Raw genomic sequence first — 20,954 nt, forward strand, 5'->3', positions numbered from 1 at the left:
TTCCGAGGGTGGTGTGACTTCAGCCTACGGCGCGCCGGGAAACCTTCGGCAACGGATCGGCCGCGGCCCGGCGTCAACGCGGCGAACCGGAGTCGGCGCCCTGGAACGGACCGAGATGTATGGCCTGCGAGACCGGCGTGCCGTACGGCCCGTAGGTGACGTCGGACGCGTAAGGCCGCGCGCCGTCGGCCGACTCGCCGGTGCGTCCCGCGCCGGAGCCCAGGTCCTCGGAGGTGCTGAGCGCGGCCAGCACCAGCACCACCAGCGAGGCGATCAGCGGCTGCACCGCCAGCTGGGTCCAGCCCGTGACCTCCGAGGGCACGATCGCCGGGGCCAGCTCGACGATCGCCTGCACGGGCGGGTTCGCCGGGCGCGGATGCAGCAGGCCCGCCACCTGGTCACCGACCCAGGACATCAGCCAGGCACCGGCCAGCGATCCGAACAGCAGGCCGCCCTGCAGCAGCGGACCGCGCAACCGGCGCAGCCGCCACACCGCCGCGGCGCTCAGCAGCCCGGCGATCGCACCGGCGCAGACGAAGATCGCGACGGCGTCGAATCGGTGCGCGCTCTCCCCCGGCAGCGCCGCTCCCCTACCCGGCTCGACCACGAGCACCTTCTCCACGGGCGCCAGCACGCCCCACACCGCGCCGCCGATCGCGCTCACCAGCAGCACGGCCGCCGCCACCCACAGCACGGCGCGCAGCTCGCGGCGCCGGGTGTCGGACGGCTCGACCGCGCTCTGATGCGCCATCACCGATGTTGTTCCAGGCTCGTGGAATCCACCACCCCGTGCCGGGAGCACTTGGCCCACCAGCCGTCCGGGCTGACTTGAACGACCATGCGCCGTCCGCACTGCTCGCAGAAGCGCGGCGGCTCGAGACCCAGCAGCGCGGCCGCCGGTACCGCATCGTGCAGGTTCGGAACGATCCGCTTACCCGTGAACGGGTTGTAGCGCTCCGCCGAGGGATCGGCCCCCGGCTGTCCGGCTTCCATGATGTCCACGATCACCTCGAAACGTGCAGCTCCTGGGCTGCCGACAATACCTGAACCGCACCGATTCTCCGCGCAGCGGTGCGGTCACAGCGTCTCGTTGAGCGCCTTGATCGGCATCTTCAACTCGCCGAGCAGATCCAGGTCCGCTTCGGCCGGGCGGCCCAGGGTGGTCAGGTAGTTGCCGACGATGACGGCGTTGATGCCGCCGAGGATGCCCTTCTTGGCGCCGAGATCGCCCAGGGTGATCTCGCGGCCGCCCGCGAAGCGCAGCATGGTGCGCGGCAGCGCCAGCCGGAACGCGGCAACGGCCCGCAGCGCGTCGGCGGCGGGCAGCACCTCGAGGTCGCCGAACGGAGTGCCCGGGCGCGGGTTCAGGAAGTTCAGCGGCACCTCGTCGGGCTCCAACTCGGCGAGGTTGGCCGCGAATTCCGCACGCTGCTCCAGGGTTTCGCCCATGCCGAGGATGCCGCCGCAGCAGACCTCCATACCCGCCTCGCGGACCATGCGCAGGGTGTCCCAGCGCTCCTCCCAGCTGTGTGTGGTGACCACGTTCGGGAAGTGCGAGCGCGAGGTCTCGAGGTTGTGGTTGTAGCGGTGCACGCCCATCGCGGCCAACTGGTCGACCTGTTCCTGGGTGAGCATGCCCAGTGAGCAGGCCACCTGGATGTCGACCTCGTTGCGGATCGCCTCCACACCCGCGGCGACCTGCGCCATCAGCCGCTCGTCCGGGCCGCGCACGGCCGCGACGATGCAGAATTCGGTGGCGCCGGTCTTGGCGGTCTGCTTGGCCGCCTCCACCAGGCTCGGGATATCGAGCCACGCGGCGCGCACCGGCGATTGGAAAAGCCCGGACTGCGAACAGAAGTGGCAGTCCTCCGGGCAGCCGCCGGTCTTGAGCGAGATGATGCCCTCGACCTCGACCTCCGGCCCGCACCACCGCATCCGCACCTCGTGCGCCAGCGCCAGCAGTTCCTCGAGCCGGTCGTCGCCGAGGCGCAGCACCTCGAGCGTCTGCTGTTCGTCGAGGCCGACGCCGCGGTCGAGCACCTGCTCGCGGGCGGTCGCCAGAATGTCGGTGTCGGTCCTGACGGGTGCCTGGGTCATGCGCACGAATCCCTTCGTCCGGCCGGGTCGGCCGTGCAACTTGAACGGTGTTCAGGCTAGGGTAGCGTGGGACGCGAGTCAAAGCACGAAAGGGTTGTCGCCAAGTGCAACTGCATCGCACCGACGTCGTCGACGGCGCCATCGCCATCCTCGACCAGTACGGGCTGGCCGATCTCACGATGCGGCGCCTGGCGACCGCGCTGCATGTGCAGCCCGGCGCGCTGTACTGGCACTTCCCCAACAAGCAGGCCCTGCTGGGCGCGGTCGCCGACCGCATCCTGGCGCCGCTGGACGAGGCCGTCGCCGACGACGAATGGTCCGCGCAGGTGGGCGAACTGGCGCACCGGATGCGCTCCTGTCTGCTCGCCTACCGCGACGGCGCCGAACTGGTCTCGGCCACCTACGCCTCCCGCCTCACCACCAGCAAGGGCCGCGAGCGCGTCGCGGGGGCGCTGATCCGCGGCGGCATGACACGCGAGGAGGCCGATCTGGCCGCGTACACACTGCTGTACTACGTGCTCGGCGAGACCGTCGACGAGCAGTCGCGGATGCAGATGGATTCGGCGGGCGCGCTGGCGGAGGAGTCGTCGCCGCTGTATGAGAACACCAGCGCCACCGCCCGTTTCGACTTCGGGCTGCAGCTGTTCGTCGGCGGTGTCCGGCACCTGCTGGGCAGCCGGGTGCGCTGACGCAATGAACCGGACGGTAAAGTTCGTTTCCGTCCCTGCCGGGGAGTGCGGGAATCCGGTGTAATTCCGGAACGGTCGCGCCACTGTGACCGCGGGCGGCACCCGAGTGCGCCGCGGAAGTCAGACCTCCCTCACCCGGCACAGCTCTGCAGAGGTCGCGAGGTGCCCATGGAGTATCGGCGATGATCCGTGCGCGGATATCGGTGGTAATCCCCGTCGTCACGGCGATGCTGGCGGTCGCCATGGTCGCGGCGACCGGGTTCGGCGCCGAAAACCTGCCTCTCGCAACGGTGTTCGAGGTCTTGCGCGGCCATCTCACCGGCCCCGCCGGAGCCGACCCGGGCATGGACACCATCGTCTGGGAACTGCGGGTGCCGCGCACGGTGCTGGCCGCCGTGGTCGGCGCGGGCCTGGCGCTGGCGGGTGCGGCGATGCAGACGCTGGTGCGTAATCCGCTCGCCGATCCCTATCTGCTCGGGGTGTCGTCCGGAGCCGGGGTCGGGGCGGCGGGGGTGATCACGTCCGGGCTGTTCGCCGGGGCCGGGGTGTGGGCGCTCTCGGGCGGGGCGCTGGCGGGCGCCTTCGTAGCGGCCGCGCTGGTCTTCGCGATCTCCGTCGCGCAGGGCGGGCTCACGCCGCTGCGGCTGGTGCTGACCGGCACCGTCCTCGGATCGGCCTTCGCGGCCCTGAGCAGTTATCTGATTTTCCGCAGCTCGGATCCCGCGGCGGCGCAGTCGGTACTGTTCTGGCTGCTGGGCAGCCTGGCGGGCGCGGACTGGACGCGTATCGCGCTGCCCGCGTGCGTGGTCGGTGTCGCCGCGGTGGCGCTGCTGGCGGCCAGCGGCTGGTTGGATGCCCTGAACCTCGGTGCCGATACCGCGGCCTCGGTGGGAGTTCCGGTGCGCGCCTTGCGGATCGCGTTGTTCGTGGGGCTGGCGATCCTGGTCGGTGTGCTGGTGGCGGTGTCGGGTGGCATCGGGTTCGTCGGGCTGGTGGTGCCGCATGCGGCGCGGCTGCTGGTCGGGTCGCCGCATCGGTTGCTGCTGCCGGTCTGCGCGCTGTGCGGGGCGCTGTTCCTGGTGGCGGCGGACGCCGCGGCCCGAGTGCTGGTGCGGCCCACCGAGATTCCGGTGGGCGTGCTGACCGGGCTGATCGGCGCGCCGGTGTTCCTGGTCCTGATGGGGCGGCGGCGCTACAGATTCGGTGCGTCGTGATCGCGGGGAGGTTCAGCGGCGCGCGGGGAACGAGCGGGCTGCGATGAGACAGAACACCCCTGCCGCCGCCCTCGAGACTCGCGGCCTCGGTTGTGGCCCCGGGCGATGGGCAGTGCTCGAAGACGTGTCTTTCACGGTCCGGGCCGGTGAGACCATCGGCATCGTCGGGCCGAACGGCAGCGGGAAGACCACACTGTTGCGGACGCTGGCCGGGCTGCTGCGACCGCATCACGGCAACGTGCTCGCCGATGGTCGTGACCTGCACCAGCTTTCGCCGCGGCGGCGGGCGCACATGGTCGCGCTGGTCGCCCAGGACGAGCAGCCGCCCGACGATCTGCGGGCCGGTGAGGTGATCGCGCTGGGCCGCACGCCGTATCTGCCACCGTGGGGCCCGGGTGGTCCCCGCGAGCGCCAGGCGGTCGAAAGCGCCCTGCACGCAGTGGATCTCGACGGCTTCGCCGACCGCCCGGTGCACCGGATGTCCGGCGGTGAGCGGCAGCGGGTGCTGCTGGCCCGGGCGCTGATCCAGTCCACTCCCCTGCTGCTGCTCGACGAGCCGACCAACCATCTCGACATCACCCATCGGCTGGCGCTGCTGGAACAGATTCGCACCCTGGACCGGACCGTGGTGCTGGCACTGCACGATCTGACCCTGGCGGACCGCTACTGCGACCGGGTGCTGGTGCTGCGCGACGGCCGGGCGAGCGCGCTGGAGCCGCCGGAGGTCGCACTGACCCCCGACATGCTGAGCACCGTGTTCGGTGTCCGGGCCGCGCGAGTGCGCCACCCGGATACCGGCGCGGTCCATCTGCTGCTCGACTCGAACCCGGCCCATCGTGATCCGGCTGAGGCGTCCACCCTTACAGAAAGGCAGCCATGAGACACGCAACTCTGGCCCTCACTCTCCTGACCACCGCCCTGACGGTGGCGGCATGCGGCCCGTCACCGACGGCCGGCGGCAACCTCACCGTCCGCAACTGCGGACAGGAGGTGCGCTTCCCGTCGCCCGCGCGGCGCCTGTTCGTCAACGACAGCAATATGATCTCGATGGCGCTGGCCTTGGGCGCCCAGGACTCGGTGGCCGCGGTGTCGAGTATGGGACGCGACGCCGACACCCTGCGACGGCACTACGGTGACGTGGTCGACCGGCTGAAACAGGTTGCGCCCCAGAAACCCTCGCGGGAGACGGTGCTGGCCCAGCATCCCGACGTCATGGTCGCGGGCTGGAACTACGGATACGAGGAGGCCACCGACCTCACCCCGGACTCGTTGCGCAAGAACGGTATTGCCGCCTACGTACTCACCGAGAGCTGTCGGCGGGCCGGGAGCGAGCGGGCCCGCGGGGTCGTCGAGCCGTGGACGGCGCTGCGGACCGACCTGGACAATCTCGGCGCGATCACCGGCCGCACCGAGCAGGCGAAGGGGCTGCTCGCGGACCTCGATCGGCGGCTGGAAGCCCTGCACCGGGCGCCGCAGGCCCCGCGCCGCCCGAATGTCTTCGTCTTCGACAGCGCCAGCGACACCGTCTTCTCCAGCGGAAAATTCGGTGGGCCGCAGGCGATCCTGGATGCCGCGGGCGCGCGCAACATACTCGACGACGTCAGCGACACCTGGACCAAGGTCTCGTGGGAGCGGCTCGCGAACTCCGACCCGGACGCCATCGTCTTCGTCGACTATCCGCCGCAGTCGTTCCAGGAGAAGGTCGATCTGCTGCGCGCCAAGCCGGGCATCAACCAGCTGCGCGCGGTCACCGAGCAGCGCTTCCTCAATCTGCCCTACGCGCTGTGGACCAGCGGGCCGCTCAACATCGACGCCGCCGAGCAGATCCGCGCGCAGCTGGAGCGCTGGAACCTGCTGCCGCCCTCGGACATCCGGCCCCGGATCGACGACACGGTGCGCTGACCCCTGCTCGTCATCGGGCCGTCGAGACCAGCTCCTGGCTGCGTACCAAACGCATGAACGGCACCACCTGCTGCTCGACGACCTTGTTGTACTCGCCCGGCTGCTGCCGCGGGTTGGCGTGCCCGGTGCCGCGCGTGAGCACCACCAGCAGCGTCCCGTTGACGCCGCCCGCCTGTTCGATCAGCACGCGGTGGGTGGCCTCGACGTCGACGACCGGGTCGCGTTCGGGATTGTGCGGCCGGATGAAGGCGATCGCCGGTCGCGGCTTGCCGTGCGCGGGCTTGGCCAGGGCGCGCAGATCGTCGACGGCGCCCCCGGCCACGATCGCCCGGAACTGCGATTCGATCAGTCCGTTGCTGGCCGCGTCGCGGCTGGCGATCTTCTGCCGCAGCACATCCTGGACCGCGTCCCGGAACCTGTCGGCGCGGATCCCCGGCGGAAAGGTGGACTGGTCGACGAAACGCTCACGGCGGGCATAGGTTTCGGCGATGATCCGCAGGCCGCGGCTCTCCCGTGTCCCGGGCAGCCATCCGGTCCACCGCAGCAGGTCCTCGCCCTGGTCCCGGCTCTCCGGGCGGACCGCGTTCAGGTCCACCGGCGTGCAGTCCAGCAGGATTCCCGCGAGGGTCTTGGGGCTGTCGGCGTGGATGTGCTTGCCGATCTCGAGCGCGATGACGCCGCCCATGCTGTGCCCGACCAGCACCACGTTATCGATCTTCGCGGCCTCGGTGACCTTGAGGATGAGGTCGCTGATGACCTTCGTATCGATACCGGAGTTGTCGTAGCGCACGGCCCACACCGAACCCAGTCGGGTCAGCGACGGGAGGGCGCGCGCGGTATCGGTGGCATCCAGCGTGCCCAGGCCGGTCAGATCGAAGACGGCGGTGTTGCGGGCCTCCGGTGCGGGGGCGGCGATCGGCAGCACCGCCGGTTCGGTCCTGGCCAGCCGGGCGCGCTCGGGGGCGACGTCGACGGCCAGGTACTGGGCGAACGCCACGAGCAGGACGAGCGGAATCAGCACGATCCCCAGCAGCGCCTTTCGCGTACACCGCAACCGCACCCAGCCGTGTCCGGGCCTGGTCTCGGCCAGCCGCGCCCTCCGCCGCGCGTCGTCGAAGTCCGCGACGGTGGACGGGTGCCGGTCCTCCAGAAGCATCTTCACCCACTGTAGGACCGATCGGCCGTCACGATCATCCGCGGCAGCGCCCCGGTGGCCCGTGCCACACCCGCGCGTTCCGCGCTATCCCCCCGCCCGAGTGCTCTCCTTCGCGCACGCCCTGCGTGTTCCCGCACTCCCCACAGGCGCTGCAGAGCGTGCGGGAACGAACCAGGCGTGCGGGAACCGCTGTGGTCGGCCGGGCGCGTCGCTATCGGTGCTCAGCTGAGGTAGCGGGTGCGCCAGTGCGGGAGGAACCAGTCGGTGGCGGTGGCGGCGAAACGTTGCGGCTGCCAATGGGCGACGCCCTCCGGGACGACGCCGACCACCTCCTCGCCCGTGACGGCGGGCAGGTCGACACGATTGCATTCGGCGGCGAGGTCCGGGGCGATCGGCCACGACCCGATGGCCAGGCCCGCGCAGGGCACGCCCGCGGCGGCCAGGGCGCGGGTGGTCAGCTCACTGTGATTGAGGGTGCCGAGCCCGGCGGCGGCGACCACCAGTACGGGCGCGCCCAGCTTCTGCGCGAGATCGACGATCGTGAATTCGCCCAGCCGGACCAGCAATCCGCCCGCGCCCTCCACCAGGGTCAGATCCGCGTCGGCCAGCGAATCGATGGCGCCGGCCGTCTCCCCGAGCGTCAGCAGCGGCTGCCCGGCGCGGCGCGCGGCGGTATCGGGCGCCAAGGGATCGGGATACCGCGCCAGTTCGAGGCTGCGGGTGACACCGGCGAGCCGCTCGACCTCCGCGAGGTCTCCGGGCTCACCCGGCCCCATCCCCGTCTGTGCCGGTTTGCACACCGCCACCGAGCGTCCGGCGGCCAGGGCGGCGGCGGCCAGCGCCGCCGTGACGATCGTCTTCCCGACCTCCGTGGAGGTTCCGGTCACTATGAGCACGCTCATGCCGGGACCGCTCCTCGAGCCGTGGTCAGCACATCGGCGAGAACCGTTGCGATGGTGTTCATTTCGGCGTCGTCGAGGTCGGCCCGGGCGGTGAGACGCAGCCGCGAGGCGCCCTCCGGCACGGAGGGCGGCCGGAAGCACCCCACGCTCAGCCCTCGGGCCCGGCAGGCCTCGGCGGCGTCGTAGGCGACCTGCGCCTCACCGAGCACCACCGAGACCACGGCCGAATCCGGTTGCGGCACACCGGCGATCCGTGCGATGGCCGCGGACCGGTCCAGGACTCGGCCCGCCATCGCGGGCTCGCGGCGCAGCAACCGCAGGGCGGCCCGCGCCGCGCCGACGGCCGCCGGCGCCAGCCCGGTATCGAAGATGAAGGTGCGCGCCGCGTCGATCAGATGGGCCCGCACCCGCTCGTCGGCGAGCACGACGCCGCCCTGGGCGGCCAGGGCCTTCGAGAGCGTCGCGGTGACGACCAGGTCGGGCGCACCGGCCAAACCGAGTTCGTGCACCAGTCCGCGGCCCCCTGCGCCGCGGACACCGAGGCCGTGCGCCTCGTCGACGATGAGCACCGCACCGTGCGCGCGCACCACCCGGTGCAGATCCGCCAGCGGCGCGAGATCCCCGTCGGCGCTGAAGACCGAGTCGGTCAGCACGACCGCCCGCTCCTCGGTGCGCGCGGACAGCAGCCGCGCCACCGCGGCGGCGTCGCGGTGCGGCGCGATCTCCACGCGGGCGCGCGACAGGCGGCAGGCGTCGACCAGCGAGGCGTGGCTGCCCGCGTCCGACACCACCAGCGCGCCGCGCCCGGCCAGCGCCGTCACCACCCCGAGATTGGCGGCGTACCCCGAGGCGAATACCAGCCCCGCCTCGGCGCCGACGAATTCCGCGAGTTCGTCCTCCAACTGCTCGTGCTCGACCGTCGTCCCGGTCACCAGGCGCGATCCGGTCGATCCGGCGCCCCATTTCCGCACCGCCTCGACCGCGCCCTCGATCACCTCGGGGTGTCGCGACAACCCCAGGTAGTCGTTGGACGCCAGGTCGATCAGCCCGGTCTCCGGCGCCCGCGCCCGCAATTCCCGCCGCAGCCCGGCCCGCACCCGCTCCCCGGCCCGCACATCCAGCCAACCCAACGGATCACTCACAGCACAGCAGCATACTTGAACGCCGTTCAGGAGGGCGGCGAGGGCGCACATTCGTCGACCACAGCTCGCCCAATCCGCCGAAGCCGCCCAGTATTACGAAGCGGCGAGCCTGCTGAAGAAGGTCCGCGACGCGGTCCTGGTATTCGTGCTCGTGGTGCAAGGGCGCGGCACTGACGGCGGCGCCGACCATGGCGCGGCACAGGCAGGTTCGCCGCCGTCAGGTCGCGGCGGCGGCGACCACGGCGGCCGCGATCTGCGCCACGTCCTCGTCATCGCTGATGAACGGCGGCATGGTGTAGATCAGATTGCGGAACGGTCGCAGCCACACCCCCGCCTCGACGGCGGCGTGCGAGGCCTTGCGCATATCCACCGGGTGCTCGAGTTCGACGACGCCGATCGCGCCCTGCACCCGCACATCCACCACGCCCGGAACCTGGTGTGCGGCAGCCAGTCCCGTGGTCAGCCCCGCCTCGATACCGGCCACCTCCGCCGCCCAGTCGCGCGACAGCAGCAGCTCGATCGAGGCGACCGCGACCGCGCAGGCGAGCGGATTGCCCATGAATGTCGGCCCGTGCATCAGCCCGCCGTGCCCGGCGCTGATGGTCTCCGCGATCGTCGCGGTGCACAGTGTGGCGGCCAGCGTCAGGTATCCGCCGGTGAGCGCCTTGCCCAGGCACAGCACGTCCGGGCGCACGCCGACCCGGTCGGACGCGAAAAACGTTCCGGTGCGGCCGAATCCAGTGGCGATCTCGTCGAAGACCAGCAGCACCTCGTGCTCGTCGCACAGCCGCCGCAGTTCGTTCAGGTAGCGCGGATGGTGGAATCGCATCCCGCCCGCGCCCTGCACGACCGGCTCCACGATGACCGCCGCCGTCTCCCCGGCGTGCGCCTCGAACAGGCGCTCGAGTTCGCGAACGTATTCGGGCTCATAGTCTTTCGGCGGGGCCGGCGCGAAGATCTGCTCGGTCAGCACATCGGTCCACAGCGCGTGCATGCCGCCGTCGGGATCGCAGACGCTCATCGGCGTGAACGTATCGCCGTGATACCCGCCGCGCCAGGTGAACAGCCGCCGCTTGGCCGGACGCCCCAGGGCCCGCCAGTACTGCAGGCACATCTTCGCGGCGACCTCCACCGACACCGAGCCGGAGTCGCACAGGAACACCTTGTCCAAGCCGTCCGGGGTGATCTCGACCAGGAGCCGCGCCAGCCGCGCCGCGGGCTCGTGGGTCAGACCGCCGAACATGACGTGACTCATCCGCCGCGCCTGCGCCGTCAGCGCCGCGTCCAGCACCGGGTGCCGGTAGCCGTGCACGGCGGCCCACCACGAACTCATGCCGTCGACCAGTTCGCGGCCGTCGGCCAGGGTCAGCCGGGTACCGGCCGCGGACGCCACGACGAGCGGCTCCGTGCTGGCGGGAAACCCTCCGTACGGGTGCCAGACGTGAGCGGCGTCGAGGGCGGTGATCTCGTCCGGGGTGAGGGCCAAGGGAATCCTTCGCGGAGGCGTATTGAACGCCGTTCAAGTTACCACGATGAGGCGCGGCGACAGAAATCCCGCAACGCGGAGCCCACCGGTGAGATAACCTTTGACTCAGTCAAAGGACCGTCCGGCCGATCCGGGCTACCGATCCGAATCCGAGCGAGGCACAGGGATATGAACACCGCCACCGCCGCATCCGTCGGCGCCGACCACATCGCCGCGGTCCGCGAATTCAACCGCCGCTACACCCGCCTGATCGGGGTGCTGCACGAACACCTGGTCGACAGCGAATTCTCCCTGACCGAGGGCCGAATCCTGTTCGAGCTCAACCATTTCGGCCCGGCCGAGGTGGTCACGCTGCGCCAGAGCCTGGGGCTGGACCCCGGCTACCTCAGCCGCATCCTGTCCCGGTTCGAGAGCGCCGGGCTGGTGCTGCGGCAGCGCTCCGAGACCGACGGGCGCCGCCAGCTGGTCCGGCTCACCGAGCGGGGCGCGGCCGCCTTCGCCGACCTGAACGAGCGGTCCAGCCACGACGTCGCCGCCCTGCTCGCGAGCCATCCCCCCAACGATCGAGACCGCCTCGTCAACGCCATGCGCACCATCGAACACATCCTCGACGGCCGCGCCGGCGCGCCGTTCACCATCCGCGACCCGCGCCCCGGCGACTACGGCTGGGTCATCGGGCGCAACGCCGCCCTGTACGCCGCCGAATACGGCTGGAACGGCGATTACGAAACGCTCGTCGCGCGGATCGTCGCCGACTTCCTCGAAACCCGTGAGCCACAATCGGAGCGCGCCTGGATCGCCGAACAGGACGGCGAGCCGGTCGGCTGCGTCTTCTGCGTGCGCGAGGACGACACCACCGCGCGGCTGCGGCTGCTGCTGGTGGAACCCTCCGCACGCGGCCTCGGCGTCGGCCGGGCGCTGGTCGAGGAATGCCTGCGCTTCGCCACCAACGCCGGTTACCGAAGCATGGTGCTCTGGACCAACGACATCCTCACCTCGGCCCGCCGCATCTACGAAGCCGCCGAGTTCGAACTCGTCGAATCCGAGCCACACCACAGCTTCGGCAAGGCCCTCACAGGCCAGACCTGGCGACGAGCACTCTGACTCCAGCAGCACACCTCCCCAACTCCCGGACCCGCCGATCCAACACCCCGGGTCGACCTCGGCGGCCTCGCCGTCTCGGCTACGAACGGCGCTGGCCGCCGGACCGACAGGGCGCCATCGGGAACCAGCGCTCCAACACCGCACGCACCGCTCGGTCCGCGCTGCCGTTAGTGTCGGTGGCATGGTTTCGCCCAATCCGCTCGGGGACGTGGCACCGCTGGGCGTGTGGCCCGGCGCCGCGTACCCGCTGGGCGCCACCTACGACGGAGCCGGAACCAACTTCTCGGTGTTCTCCGAGGTCGCCGAGCGGGTGGAGCTGTGCCTGATCGACCGCGCCGGGGCCGAGACCCGCATCCCGCTCGAGGAGGTCGACGGGTACGTCTGGCACGCCTACGTGCCGACCGTCGCCCCGGGCCGCCGCTACGGATTCCGGGTGCACGGCCCCTACGACCCCGAACGCGGACTGCGTTGCGATCCGAGCAAACTGCTGCTCGACCCGTACGGCAAGGCCTTCGCGGGCGAGTTCGACAACGATCCGTCGCTGTACACCCACGGCCGGGATTCGCTGGGGCACACCATGACCGGCGTGGTGATCAACCCGTTCTTCGACTGGGCCGACGACCGGGCGCCGCGGCGGCCCTACCACGAGACCGTCATCTACGAGGCCCACGTCAAGGGCATGACGATGACCCACCCGCAGGTGCCGCCCGAACTGCGCGGCACCTACGCGGGCCTGGCGCACCCGGCGATCATCGAGCACCTGAAAGCGCTGGGCGTCACCGCGATCGAGCTGATGCCGGTGCACCAGTTCCTGCACGACCGGCTGCTGCTGGACCGGGGGCTGCGAAACTACTGGGGCTACAACAGTTTCGGCTACCTCGCCCCGCATCACGAGTACGCGGCCGACCCGCGCGCCGGGGCCGCGGTCACCGAATTCAAGGCGATGGTGCGGGCACTGCACGCGGCGGGAATCGAGGTGATTCTCGACGTGGTCTACAACCACACCGGGGAAGGCAACCACCTGGGTCCTACGATCTCGCTGCGCGGCATCGACAATGCGGCGTACTACCGCCTGCTAGAGGACGACCCCGCGCACTACATGGACTACACCGGCACCGGCAACAGCCTCGATGTGCGGCACCCGCATACGCTGCAGCTGATCATGGATTCGCTGCGCTACTGGACTCTCGAGATGCACGTCGACGGCTTCCGCTTCGACCTGGCCGCCACCCTGGCCCGGGAACTGCACGACGTGGACCGGCTGTCCACCTTCTTCGACCTGGTGCAGCAGGATCCGGTGGTGAGCCAGGTGAAGCTGATCGCCGAACCGTGGGATGTCGGCGAGGGCGGCTACCAGGTCGGCAACTTCCCGAGCCGATGGACGGAGTGGAACGGCAAGTACCGCGACACGGTCCGCGACTACTGGCGCGGCGAACCGGCGACGCTGGGCGAGTTCGCCTCCCGGCTCACCGGCTCCTCGGACCTGTACGAGGCCACCGGCCGCCGCCCCGGCGCCAGCATCAACTTCGTCACCGCGCACGACGGGTTCACGCTGCGGGATCTGGTGTCCTACAACGAGAAACACAACGAGGACAACGGCGAAGACAACCGCGACGGCGAAAGCTACAACCGGTCCTGGAATTGCGGCGTGGAGGGCCCCACCGACGATCCGGAGATTCTCGGACTGCGAGAACGCCAGAGCCGCAACATGATCGCCACGCTGGCCCTGTCGCAGGGGACGCCCATGCTGCTGCACGGCGACGAATTCGGTCGCACCCAGCGCGGCAACAACAATGCCTACTGCCAGGACTCCGAGCTGTCGTGGATGGATTGGTCGCTGGCGCACAAGAATTCGGAGCTACTGGAGTTCACCCGCAACGCGATCGGATTGCGCACCGCGCATCCGGTGTTCCGGCGCCGCCGCTTCCTGGACGGGCGCCCCGCCCCCGACCACGACCGACCGGGCGATATCGCCTGGCTCACCCCGTCCGGCGAGGAGATGACCGCCGCCGACTGGGAGACCGGCTTCGCCCGCTCGCTCGCGGTGTTCCTCGACGGCGACGGCATCGCCGAACCCGGCCCGCGCGGCGAGCGCGTCCGCGACGACTCGTTCCTGCTGTGCTTCAATGCCCACGACGCCCCCATCGACTTCACCGTTCCCGGCCCGGACCACGGCGCCGACTGGTCGATCGCACTCGACTGTTCGGCGCCCACCGGGCTGACCCGAGCCGAATATCCCGCCGACGGCACGGTCGGGGTTCCGGCCCGCTGCCTGCTCGTGCTCCGCCGCCCCGCAAGATCGACATGGAAATGAACGACACCACCCCCGAACACCGCACCGGCCCGATCACCCGCAAGACCTCCGTGCGCAGCACCTACCGGCTGCAACTGCGCCCGGACACGCTGACCTTCGCCGACGCCCGCACCATCGCCGAATACCTGCAGCAGCTGGGCGTCTCGCACCTGTATCTGTCACCGATCATGACCGCGATGCCCGGTTCCACGCACGGCTACGACGTCACCGACCCGACCACGGTGTCCGCCGCGCTGGGTGGGCCGGGCGGGCTCAAGGCGCTCTCTGACGAGGTGCGCAGCCGCGGCATGGGACTGATCGTCGACCTGGTGCCCAACCATGTGGGCGTGGGTGACGCGCAGCACAACGCGTGGTGGTGGGATGTGCTGCGGCGCGGCAAGAAATCGAAGTTCGCCCACTGTTTCGACATCGACTGGAGCCCGGGCAACGGCGCCGGCGGCCGGTTGGCGCTGCCGGTGCTGCAGAGCGAGAACGACCCGGCCGCGCTGACCGTCGACCGGAGCGGCGCCGAGCCCATGCTGTCGCTGCACGACCTGCGCTTCCCGATCGCCCCGGGCACCGACGGCGAGAACGCGCTGCGCATCCACGACAAGCAGCACTACCGCCTGGTCAGCTGGAAGGCCGGGATCTGCACGTACCGGCGGTTCTTCGCGGTGTCGAGCCTGGCGGCGCTGCGGCAGGAGGACCCGGTGGTGTTCGAGCTCACCCACCGGGAGCTGGCCGCCTGGTGTGAACACGACCTCATCGACGGCGTCCGGGTCGATCACCCGGACGGACTGGCCCAGCCCGCGGCGTATCTGGCGAAGGTGCGCCGCATCATCGGGCCGAACCGGCTGCTGCTGGTGGAGAAGGTGCTCTCCAGCCGGGAGCCGCTGGACGCCACACTGCCCATCGACGGCACCACCGGGTACGACGCGCTCGCCGAACTGGGCGGAGTGCTGGTCGATCCGGCGGGCGAATCGACGCTCACCGGCCTGTCTCGGGAATTCTGCGGGCACGGCAGCAACGCCGCCTGGATCGGCAACAACGAGCACCGCATCAAACGCGCCGTGGCCGAACGGCTGCTGGTGCCGGAGGTGCGGCGGCTGGTCGCCGCGATCAAGCGCGACGCCGTGATCGGCGGGTTCGACGCCGCCGCCATCAGCGATGTGGCCCTGACCAACGCCACCGTCGAGGTGCTGGCGTTCATGCCGGTGTACCGCACCGACTACGCCCCGCTGACCGGGATGATAGGCAATGTCGTGGCCAAGGTCGGCAAGCGCCACCGCGAACTCACCGTGCCGCTGTCGGTGCTGGTCACGGCGCTGTCGGCGGGTGGTGAGGCGGCGGTGCGGTTCCACCAGGTGTGCGGCGCGGTGACCGCGAAGGCCGTCGAGGACACCATGTTCTATCAGGCGGCCCGGTTGGTGTCGCTGCAGGAGGTCGGCAGCAATCCGGCCCGGTTCGGCCATTCGGTGTTGGAGTTCCATCTCGCCAATACCGAGCGCGCCACCCGCTGGCCCGCGACGATGACCACGCTGTCCACCCACGACACCAAGCGCGGCGAGGATGTGCGCGCCCGCATCGGGGTGCTGTCGCAGGCCCCCGAGGCGTGGGCCAAGACGGTCAAGGCCGCGCACGAGATCACTCCCCCGCCCGACGGCGCGACGGCACTGTTCCTGTTGCAGAACATGTTCGGGGTGTGGCCGGTCGACGGCCGCGCCGCCGCCGCGCCCGGGCTACGCGAGCGGCTACATCTGTTCGCGGAGAAGGCGGTTCGCGAGGCCGGGACCAAATCCTCCTGGGAGGAGCCGGATCTGGAGTTCGAGACCGAACTGCACCGGTGGTTGGACGCGGTGATCGACGGGCCGGTCGGCGCCGAACTGTCCGAGCTGGCGACCCGGCTGGCGCCACACGCCTGGTCGGATGCGCTGGCGCAGAAGGTGTTACAGCTGTGCGGCCCCGGCATCCCCGACCTGTACCAGGGCAGCGAGCTGTGGGAGGACTCGCTGGTCGATCCGGACAGTCGCCGCCCGGTCGACTTCGGCCACCGGCTGGCGATGCTGCAATCGCTCACCGGCACACCGGAATTGGACTCCACCGGCGCGGCCAAGATGTGGGTGGTCGCCTACGCGCTGTGGCTGCGCCGCGAACGCCCCGACTGCTTCGTCGGCGGCGCCTACACCCCGCTGTTCGCCACCGGCGAGCGCGCCGACCACCTGATCTCCTACGCCCGCGGCCGCTCCGGCGACGCCCCGCAGGTACTGGTGGCCGCCACCCGCCACAGCGCGGCCCTGGCCGAGACCGGTTGGGGGAATACCACTTTGGATCTACCCGAGGGATCCTGGACGGACCGGCTGACCGGCAACACCTTCTCCGGACGCGCCCGCTTGGAGAAGGTGTTCACCCGCCTCCCCGTCGCCCTGCTGGTGCGCTGAGTAAGTCTCCCGTTTGGCGGACAACCGCGGCGTCGATCGGTGTCAGCCTGCGTATCTCGGCCGAGCCGAATATGACCGATGGTGACAAACACACCGCGCGCGCTCGGGCGGGATCAGCCTCCGACCACCTAGAGTGCTACTGGTCACAAACCAGTAGGTCTCGTCAGCGTGGTGCCCGCACTCCGATGCCGAGGTGTGGTCGCCGCCGGACTCGTGAGGTGGGCGCATGCGTGCAGGCACGGCGGTTCGAGGGGCGGTCGGCTGCTGCGTCACGCTGGCGGCCCTGATCATTCCCCCGGCGACGGGTGTGGCCGAGCCGCCCGGCCGCGGCGCCGAACTGCCCGCGGATCTGGTCGCAGCGATCGAGCGAGACCTGCGGGTGACTCCGCAGCAGTACCTGAGGCGCGCCGCGCAGTCGCAGCGCCTCGCCGATTTCGCCGTCTTCGCGCGGATCGCCTACCCGAGCGCGTTCGCCGGGGTGCACATGGACGGGGATCGCGCCGTGGTCTCGCTCGCCGACGGGGCCGGGGTCGCCGATGCCCGGCAGGTCGTGCAGCAGGCCGGATTCGACGTCGCCATGGTCGCCGACAGCGAGGCGGCGCTGCGCGCGCGGCGTGCCGCGTTCGAGCGGTGGCTCGCCGCCCAGCCCGCCGCCGTCGTCGACAACATCCGCAGCTACGGCATCGATGTCGCCCACAACGCCCTCGCCGTGCACCAAGTGCGGGACGCCCAACTCCCCCGCGACCTCGGGCCGATACGGTCGGTCGCGGCATCGGGGCCGAAGACCGGCCCCGATACGAATCCGCCGGGTCCCGGTGTCCTGGCCACGACGCCCGAGTCGCCGTACATCGGCGGGACGCCGTACGGCGTCGCGTACGGCGACAACACCCCGCGCTGCACGCTGGGGTTCAACGGCACCGACGGCGCGGGCAACGCCGTGAACATCACGGCCGGGCACTGCAATCCCGGTAACTGGTTCGATCCCGCCGCGCGAGCCCGGGGAATACACCAGATCTACGACATGCAGGGCGGGCAGCGCGGCGAGGCCATCGGCGAGTTCGCGACCTCCGAACTCGGCCCACACGACTACGCGGTCGTCCGCATTCACGACGAGTACGCGCCGCGCTTCCAGAACAATCTCGTGTCCGTTCAGGAGATCGATGCCCCGCGGCCGTCGGTGCCGAGCGGTTCGGGAGGCAGCGCCGCGCTGCCGCCCACGGGTAGCGGCGGGGTGCGGTCCGGGAGCAGCGCACCGGACGGGCTCGTCCCGGTGGCCATGACCGCCGACAAGACGCTGCGCATCGAGGGAATCGCCGAGCCGGTGGCCGGGGCCGATGTCTGCAAGATGGGCATCATCACCGGATTCGCCTGCGGCAGGGTCACCGGCGTCGGGCAGAAGTTGATCACCAAGGGTGTGCCGGGCGACGAGGAGCGGGGCATCGCGATCGAGGACATGTTCGTCACCAACCTCTGTACGCACCGCGGCGACAGCGGCGGCCCCGTGTTCACCCTCACCGAGCAGGGCGCGCAGGCCATGGGCATGACCAGCTCCGGCAGTCCCGACACCGATCAGCCCGCACCGGTCTGCGGCCCCAACCCGATGCACGTGGTGCAGCCGATCGGTTACGTCCTCGGCAAGCACCAGGGGCTGTCGGTCCGCACCGGGTGAAACGGGCCGTCGATGGCTCCGCTCAGGCCCGCACCGGCTCCTTGATCTCGGGCTCCTCGATCTCGGGGTCCTCGATGCTCAGCGCAGGTCTGGCGACGACGTTCGCCACCGGCTCGCTCGGCAGCGGCTTGCCCTGCTGCTCCAGCTCACGCTGCCACCGTTCGAGATTCGGCGGCCGGTAGTCCTCGCAGACCTGGACGGTCGAGGACAGGTACACCTTCTTGTCCTCCGGCGCCGACATGCGCCGCCAGAAGTCGGCGTAGTATCGCTGACTGCGCGGATTCACCAGCAGGCCCAGCAGATTCAGGATTCGATACCCGATCGGCAGCTCGTTGTGCGGCCGCACGGAGTTGTCGAACACGGGGCTGCGCGCGATCAGTTGCTCGAGGCGTTCGCGGTCGAACAGCAGGCCCTGGACGGCGGCCTCGTCCACCATCCAGCGCAGCGTGATGTCCGACAGCCGAGTGTCGGTGTTCCCGCCGCCGATATCGCCGTGCCCGCCCTTGAACCAGACCTGCTTGACCCGGTCGGGACGCTGCTGTTCCACGTCCGCCTCGTCGGTGACCTCCCACAGGCAGGGCGCGAAGATGCGGCGGCGCTCATCGATCGCCAGCGCCTGTCGCGCGCAGTGCACATGCGGCGACAGCCGCACGTCGTGGAAGCGGTACCGCCACGAGGTCACCCCCGGCACGCCCATCGCGCCGACGGTGTCGAACACCCCGATGAACTTGATCGGCACCGGGTAGACGCAGTTCTCCTCGCGGAAGTCCGCCCAGTGCTGGGGTTCCGGCTCGTCGGGGTGCCGCTTGCGCTCCCGGTAGATCTTCAGCGCCTCCGGGTAGCGCTTGTCGATCATGGCCTCCGGCTTCAACAGCCCGAGCCGGTGGATCATCCCGGCGACGCTGCGCGCGGTGTAGGCGCCGCGGCTGAAGCCGAAGATGAAGATCTCGTCGCCGGGCTCCCAGTTCAGCGCCAGCTGCCAGTACATGGTGGACACGTTCGCGTCCAAGCCGAGCCCGAACGCGCCGCCGAGCAGCTTGTCGGCGAGGTATCCCTGCGATCCGGGACCGTCGGCGTAGAAGACCCGCTGTCCCACATGTTCGCCCGTGTCCAGAGTCGTGCCCAGCCGCACCGACTCCGCGATCTTGACGACATTGCTTACGGTTGGGTTGCTCTCAGAGCCCCAGGTGCCATCACAGCACACCACCAGACGTTTCATGGACCGATCCTCCCGCCCCGTATTCCACGGATCCTGCGTAGCGAACTACTCGATTCATCGCTGCGGGCCCGCGCGGGCGTTAATTATCCCCGCACATTCGTTCCGCCGCAGCCAGATTTCCCGCACAGTCGCGCCGTCAGGCTAGCGGTCCTCTCGGGCGCGCGTCGCGTCGAGCGCAGGTCTGACGAATGCGTTCCACGGGCCGACCCTCGCCGTTGCCGCGCCGGACACCGGGCCGTCACTCCCGGCACGGACCACCGCTGTCCCGGGCGCCCACCACCCCTGGCAGCTCTAGGCCGAGGTCTGCACCTAGGGCGTAGTGGATCCCGGCCGAAAGCGCACCGGGAATGACGAGGACCGCGCCGGGGCTGGAGATCCAGCGTCGCGCGACGCTCAGGCCGGGCGGAGCAGGGTGCCGCCGAGCAGGCCTTGGAGGGTGCGGGTGGATACCACGACCCAGGCACCGATCAGCAAGACGTACAGGCCCAGCGCGGTCGCGGCGAAAAGCACGGCGCCGGTGTGGTGATAGAGGGCGGTGCTGCCGGTGACGCAGGTGCCGAGCGGGAAGGTGAAGCCCCACCAGGTCAGGTTGAACCGGAGTTCGCCCGCGCGCAGGGCGCGCACGGTGACCGCCAGCGCCAGTGCCACCCACAGCATCGCGAAGCCCCAGGTGACCACCCCGTAGATGACCGAGAACACCACCAGGCCCTGGGATTCCAGCGGCGGAAGCGCCATGGGACCGGCGTCGGCGAGCAGTCCGGCCGCCGTGATCGACTGCCCGAGCGGGCCGAGCACGATCCACAGCGTGGGCGCCATCCCCGACGGCGGCGTGCCGAAATGCACCAGCCGCGACCAGATCATAGTGATGGTGACCAGCGCCGCGATCAGGCTGAGCCCGAACATCGCCAGGCACAGCAGGATCAGGGTGAGCCGCCACTGCCCGGCCGGGGTGTACGGCACCAGCAACGCACCCGTCGCGGCCGACACCATCGGCGGCACCACCGGCATCAGCCAGCCGCCGAACGCCGCGTCCGGGTCGATCCGATGCCGGGTGAACATGCGGTACGGCACCACGGCGGCGGTCAGCAATCCGAGCACGGTGCCCAGGGACCACAGCACCCAATCCACCGTGACCGCCGCGGCCGTGCCGATCACATCGCTGCCCAGCAGCAGCGTGCCCGCGCCGACGGTCAGCAGGGCCATGGGCGGCGCGCCGAGGAAGTGCGCCATCACCGGATGGTCCTGATGGCCGCGGGCGGTGGCCGGATAACGCCGCCAGTGCAACACGGAAGCCCCGCTGAGCGCGACCAGCAGCACCGCGGCCAGCGCCCACACCACGGTCGCCGCATCCCGCAGCCCCGGAAACCGCCACGGCAGCCCGGCCGCCGCGGTGGCGACGATCCCGGTCCCCATTACGGCGGCGAACCAGTTGGGCCCCAGATGCCGCAGTGCATCGCGGGACTCCACGGGCGCGACACCGGCCGGGGCGGCGGATCGATGGCTCAGGGTTGCGGTCATGCACCCAGCGTCGCGCTCCACACCCACCCCGGGTAGCTGCGCCGTTTCGATGGATCCATAGATTGGTTCTATCCCGGCCACAAGTGTGCCGGGAATACCGGGGAGCGACCGCGGCTGGTTTTATC

At 70.4% G+C, this 20,954-nt stretch carries 17 protein-coding genes and 1 riboswitch; of the genes, 8 read left to right on the forward strand and 9 right to left on the reverse strand.

Going from position 1 to position 20,954, the window contains the following annotated elements:
* Window positions 1-73 precede the first annotated feature (73 nt).
* From ACYVLQ_RS14165 to bioB, 3 genes are all read right to left on the reverse strand, one after another.
* The gene (locus tag ACYVLQ_RS14165) at window positions 74-751 is read right to left on the reverse strand and encodes a DUF2567 domain-containing protein (RefSeq protein WP_460697913.1); all 678 of its coding nucleotides are present in this window, start codon (window positions 749-751) and stop codon (window positions 74-76) included.
* Window positions 751-993 (reverse strand): biotin synthase auxiliary protein BsaP, encoded by a 243-nt coding sequence (gene bsaP, locus ACYVLQ_RS14170; RefSeq protein ID WP_460698252.1) that lies wholly within the window; start codon window positions 991-993, stop codon window positions 751-753. The genes ACYVLQ_RS14165 and bsaP overlap by 1 nt, the downstream gene beginning before the upstream one ends.
* 84 nt (window positions 994-1,077) lie before the next feature.
* Entirely contained in the window at window positions 1,078-2,097 is a 1,020-nt protein-coding gene (gene bioB, locus ACYVLQ_RS14175) for a biotin synthase BioB (protein ID WP_460697914.1), read from the reverse strand.
* Window positions 2,098-2,201: 104 nt separating this feature from the next.
* Between bioB and ACYVLQ_RS14180 the strand changes: the two genes are divergently transcribed.
* From ACYVLQ_RS14180 to ACYVLQ_RS14195, 4 genes are all read left to right on the forward strand, one after another.
* Complete coding sequence (locus tag ACYVLQ_RS14180; RefSeq protein ID WP_460697915.1) at window positions 2,202-2,786, forward strand: TetR/AcrR family transcriptional regulator C-terminal domain-containing protein; 585 nt, start codon at window positions 2,202-2,204, stop codon at window positions 2,784-2,786.
* Between the two features lie 12 nt (window positions 2,787-2,798).
* A riboswitch (cobalamin riboswitch) is annotated at window positions 2,799-3,009 on the forward strand.
* The gene (locus tag ACYVLQ_RS14185) at window positions 2,969-4,000 is read left to right on the forward strand and encodes a FecCD family ABC transporter permease (RefSeq protein WP_460697916.1); all 1,032 of its coding nucleotides are present in this window, start codon (window positions 2,969-2,971) and stop codon (window positions 3,998-4,000) included. (Overlaps the previous riboswitch by 41 nt.)
* Before the next feature lie 124 nt (window positions 4,001-4,124).
* Complete coding sequence (locus tag ACYVLQ_RS14190) at window positions 4,125-4,880, forward strand: ABC transporter ATP-binding protein (protein WP_460697917.1); 756 nt, start codon at window positions 4,125-4,127, stop codon at window positions 4,878-4,880.
* Window positions 4,877-5,902 (forward strand): ABC transporter substrate-binding protein, encoded by a 1,026-nt coding sequence (locus ACYVLQ_RS14195; RefSeq protein WP_460697918.1) that lies wholly within the window; start codon window positions 4,877-4,879, stop codon window positions 5,900-5,902. Before ACYVLQ_RS14190 ends, ACYVLQ_RS14195 begins: the two co-directional genes overlap by 4 nt.
* Before the next feature lie 10 nt (window positions 5,903-5,912).
* On the opposite strand, the gene ACYVLQ_RS14200 is transcribed toward ACYVLQ_RS14195, so the two are convergent.
* The 4 genes from ACYVLQ_RS14200 to ACYVLQ_RS14215 form a co-directional block, all read right to left on the reverse strand.
* On the reverse strand, window positions 5,913-7,058 hold the full coding sequence (locus ACYVLQ_RS14200) for an alpha/beta fold hydrolase (RefSeq protein ID WP_460697919.1): 1,146 nt from the start codon (window positions 7,056-7,058) through the stop codon (window positions 5,913-5,915).
* Window positions 7,059-7,279: 221 nt separating this feature from the next.
* The gene (bioD, locus tag ACYVLQ_RS14205; RefSeq protein WP_460697920.1) at window positions 7,280-7,960 is read right to left on the reverse strand and encodes a dethiobiotin synthase; all 681 of its coding nucleotides are present in this window, start codon (window positions 7,958-7,960) and stop codon (window positions 7,280-7,282) included.
* Window positions 7,957-9,102, reverse strand: a complete 1,146-nt coding sequence (locus ACYVLQ_RS14210) for an 8-amino-7-oxononanoate synthase (RefSeq protein WP_460697921.1) — start codon at window positions 9,100-9,102, stop codon at window positions 7,957-7,959. The genes bioD and ACYVLQ_RS14210 overlap by 4 nt, the downstream gene beginning before the upstream one ends.
* 217 nt (window positions 9,103-9,319) lie before the next feature.
* Entirely contained in the window at window positions 9,320-10,588 is a 1,269-nt protein-coding gene (locus ACYVLQ_RS14215; protein WP_460697922.1) for an adenosylmethionine--8-amino-7-oxononanoate transaminase, read from the reverse strand.
* A 168-nt stretch (window positions 10,589-10,756) separates the two neighbouring features.
* On the opposite strand from ACYVLQ_RS14215, the gene ACYVLQ_RS14220 reads away from it, so the two are divergent.
* The 4 genes from ACYVLQ_RS14220 to ACYVLQ_RS14235 all read left to right on the forward strand — a co-directional run bounded on the left by ACYVLQ_RS14220 (window position 10,757) and on the right by ACYVLQ_RS14235 (window position 18,092).
* On the forward strand, window positions 10,757-11,692 hold the full coding sequence (locus ACYVLQ_RS14220) for a bifunctional helix-turn-helix transcriptional regulator/GNAT family N-acetyltransferase (protein ID WP_460697923.1): 936 nt from the start codon (window positions 10,757-10,759) through the stop codon (window positions 11,690-11,692).
* 181 nt (window positions 11,693-11,873) lie between these two features.
* On the forward strand, window positions 11,874-14,006 hold the full coding sequence (glgX, locus tag ACYVLQ_RS14225; protein ID WP_460697924.1) for a glycogen debranching protein GlgX: 2,133 nt from the start codon (window positions 11,874-11,876) through the stop codon (window positions 14,004-14,006).
* Window positions 14,003-16,423, forward strand: coding sequence for a malto-oligosyltrehalose synthase (gene treY / locus ACYVLQ_RS14230; RefSeq protein WP_460697925.1), 2,421 nt, complete (start codon window positions 14,003-14,005; stop codon window positions 16,421-16,423). Before glgX ends, treY begins: the two co-directional genes overlap by 4 nt.
* A 226-nt stretch (window positions 16,424-16,649) precedes the next feature.
* The gene (locus tag ACYVLQ_RS14235) at window positions 16,650-18,092 is read left to right on the forward strand and encodes a S1 family peptidase (RefSeq protein WP_460697926.1); all 1,443 of its coding nucleotides are present in this window, start codon (window positions 16,650-16,652) and stop codon (window positions 18,090-18,092) included.
* A gap of 22 nt (window positions 18,093-18,114) precedes the next feature.
* On the opposite strand, the gene ACYVLQ_RS14240 is transcribed toward ACYVLQ_RS14235, so the two are convergent.
* Together ACYVLQ_RS14240 and ACYVLQ_RS14245 are read right to left on the reverse strand one after the other, a co-directional pair.
* Window positions 18,115-19,311, reverse strand: a complete 1,197-nt coding sequence (locus ACYVLQ_RS14240) for a DUF2235 domain-containing protein (RefSeq protein ID WP_460697927.1) — start codon at window positions 19,309-19,311, stop codon at window positions 18,115-18,117.
* Between the two features lie 393 nt (window positions 19,312-19,704).
* On the reverse strand, window positions 19,705-20,829 hold the full coding sequence (locus ACYVLQ_RS14245; RefSeq protein ID WP_460697928.1) for a TDT family transporter: 1,125 nt from the start codon (window positions 20,827-20,829) through the stop codon (window positions 19,705-19,707).
* Between the last annotated feature and the right edge of the window lie 125 nt (window positions 20,830-20,954).

The organism is Nocardia thraciensis, assembly GCF_054782435.1.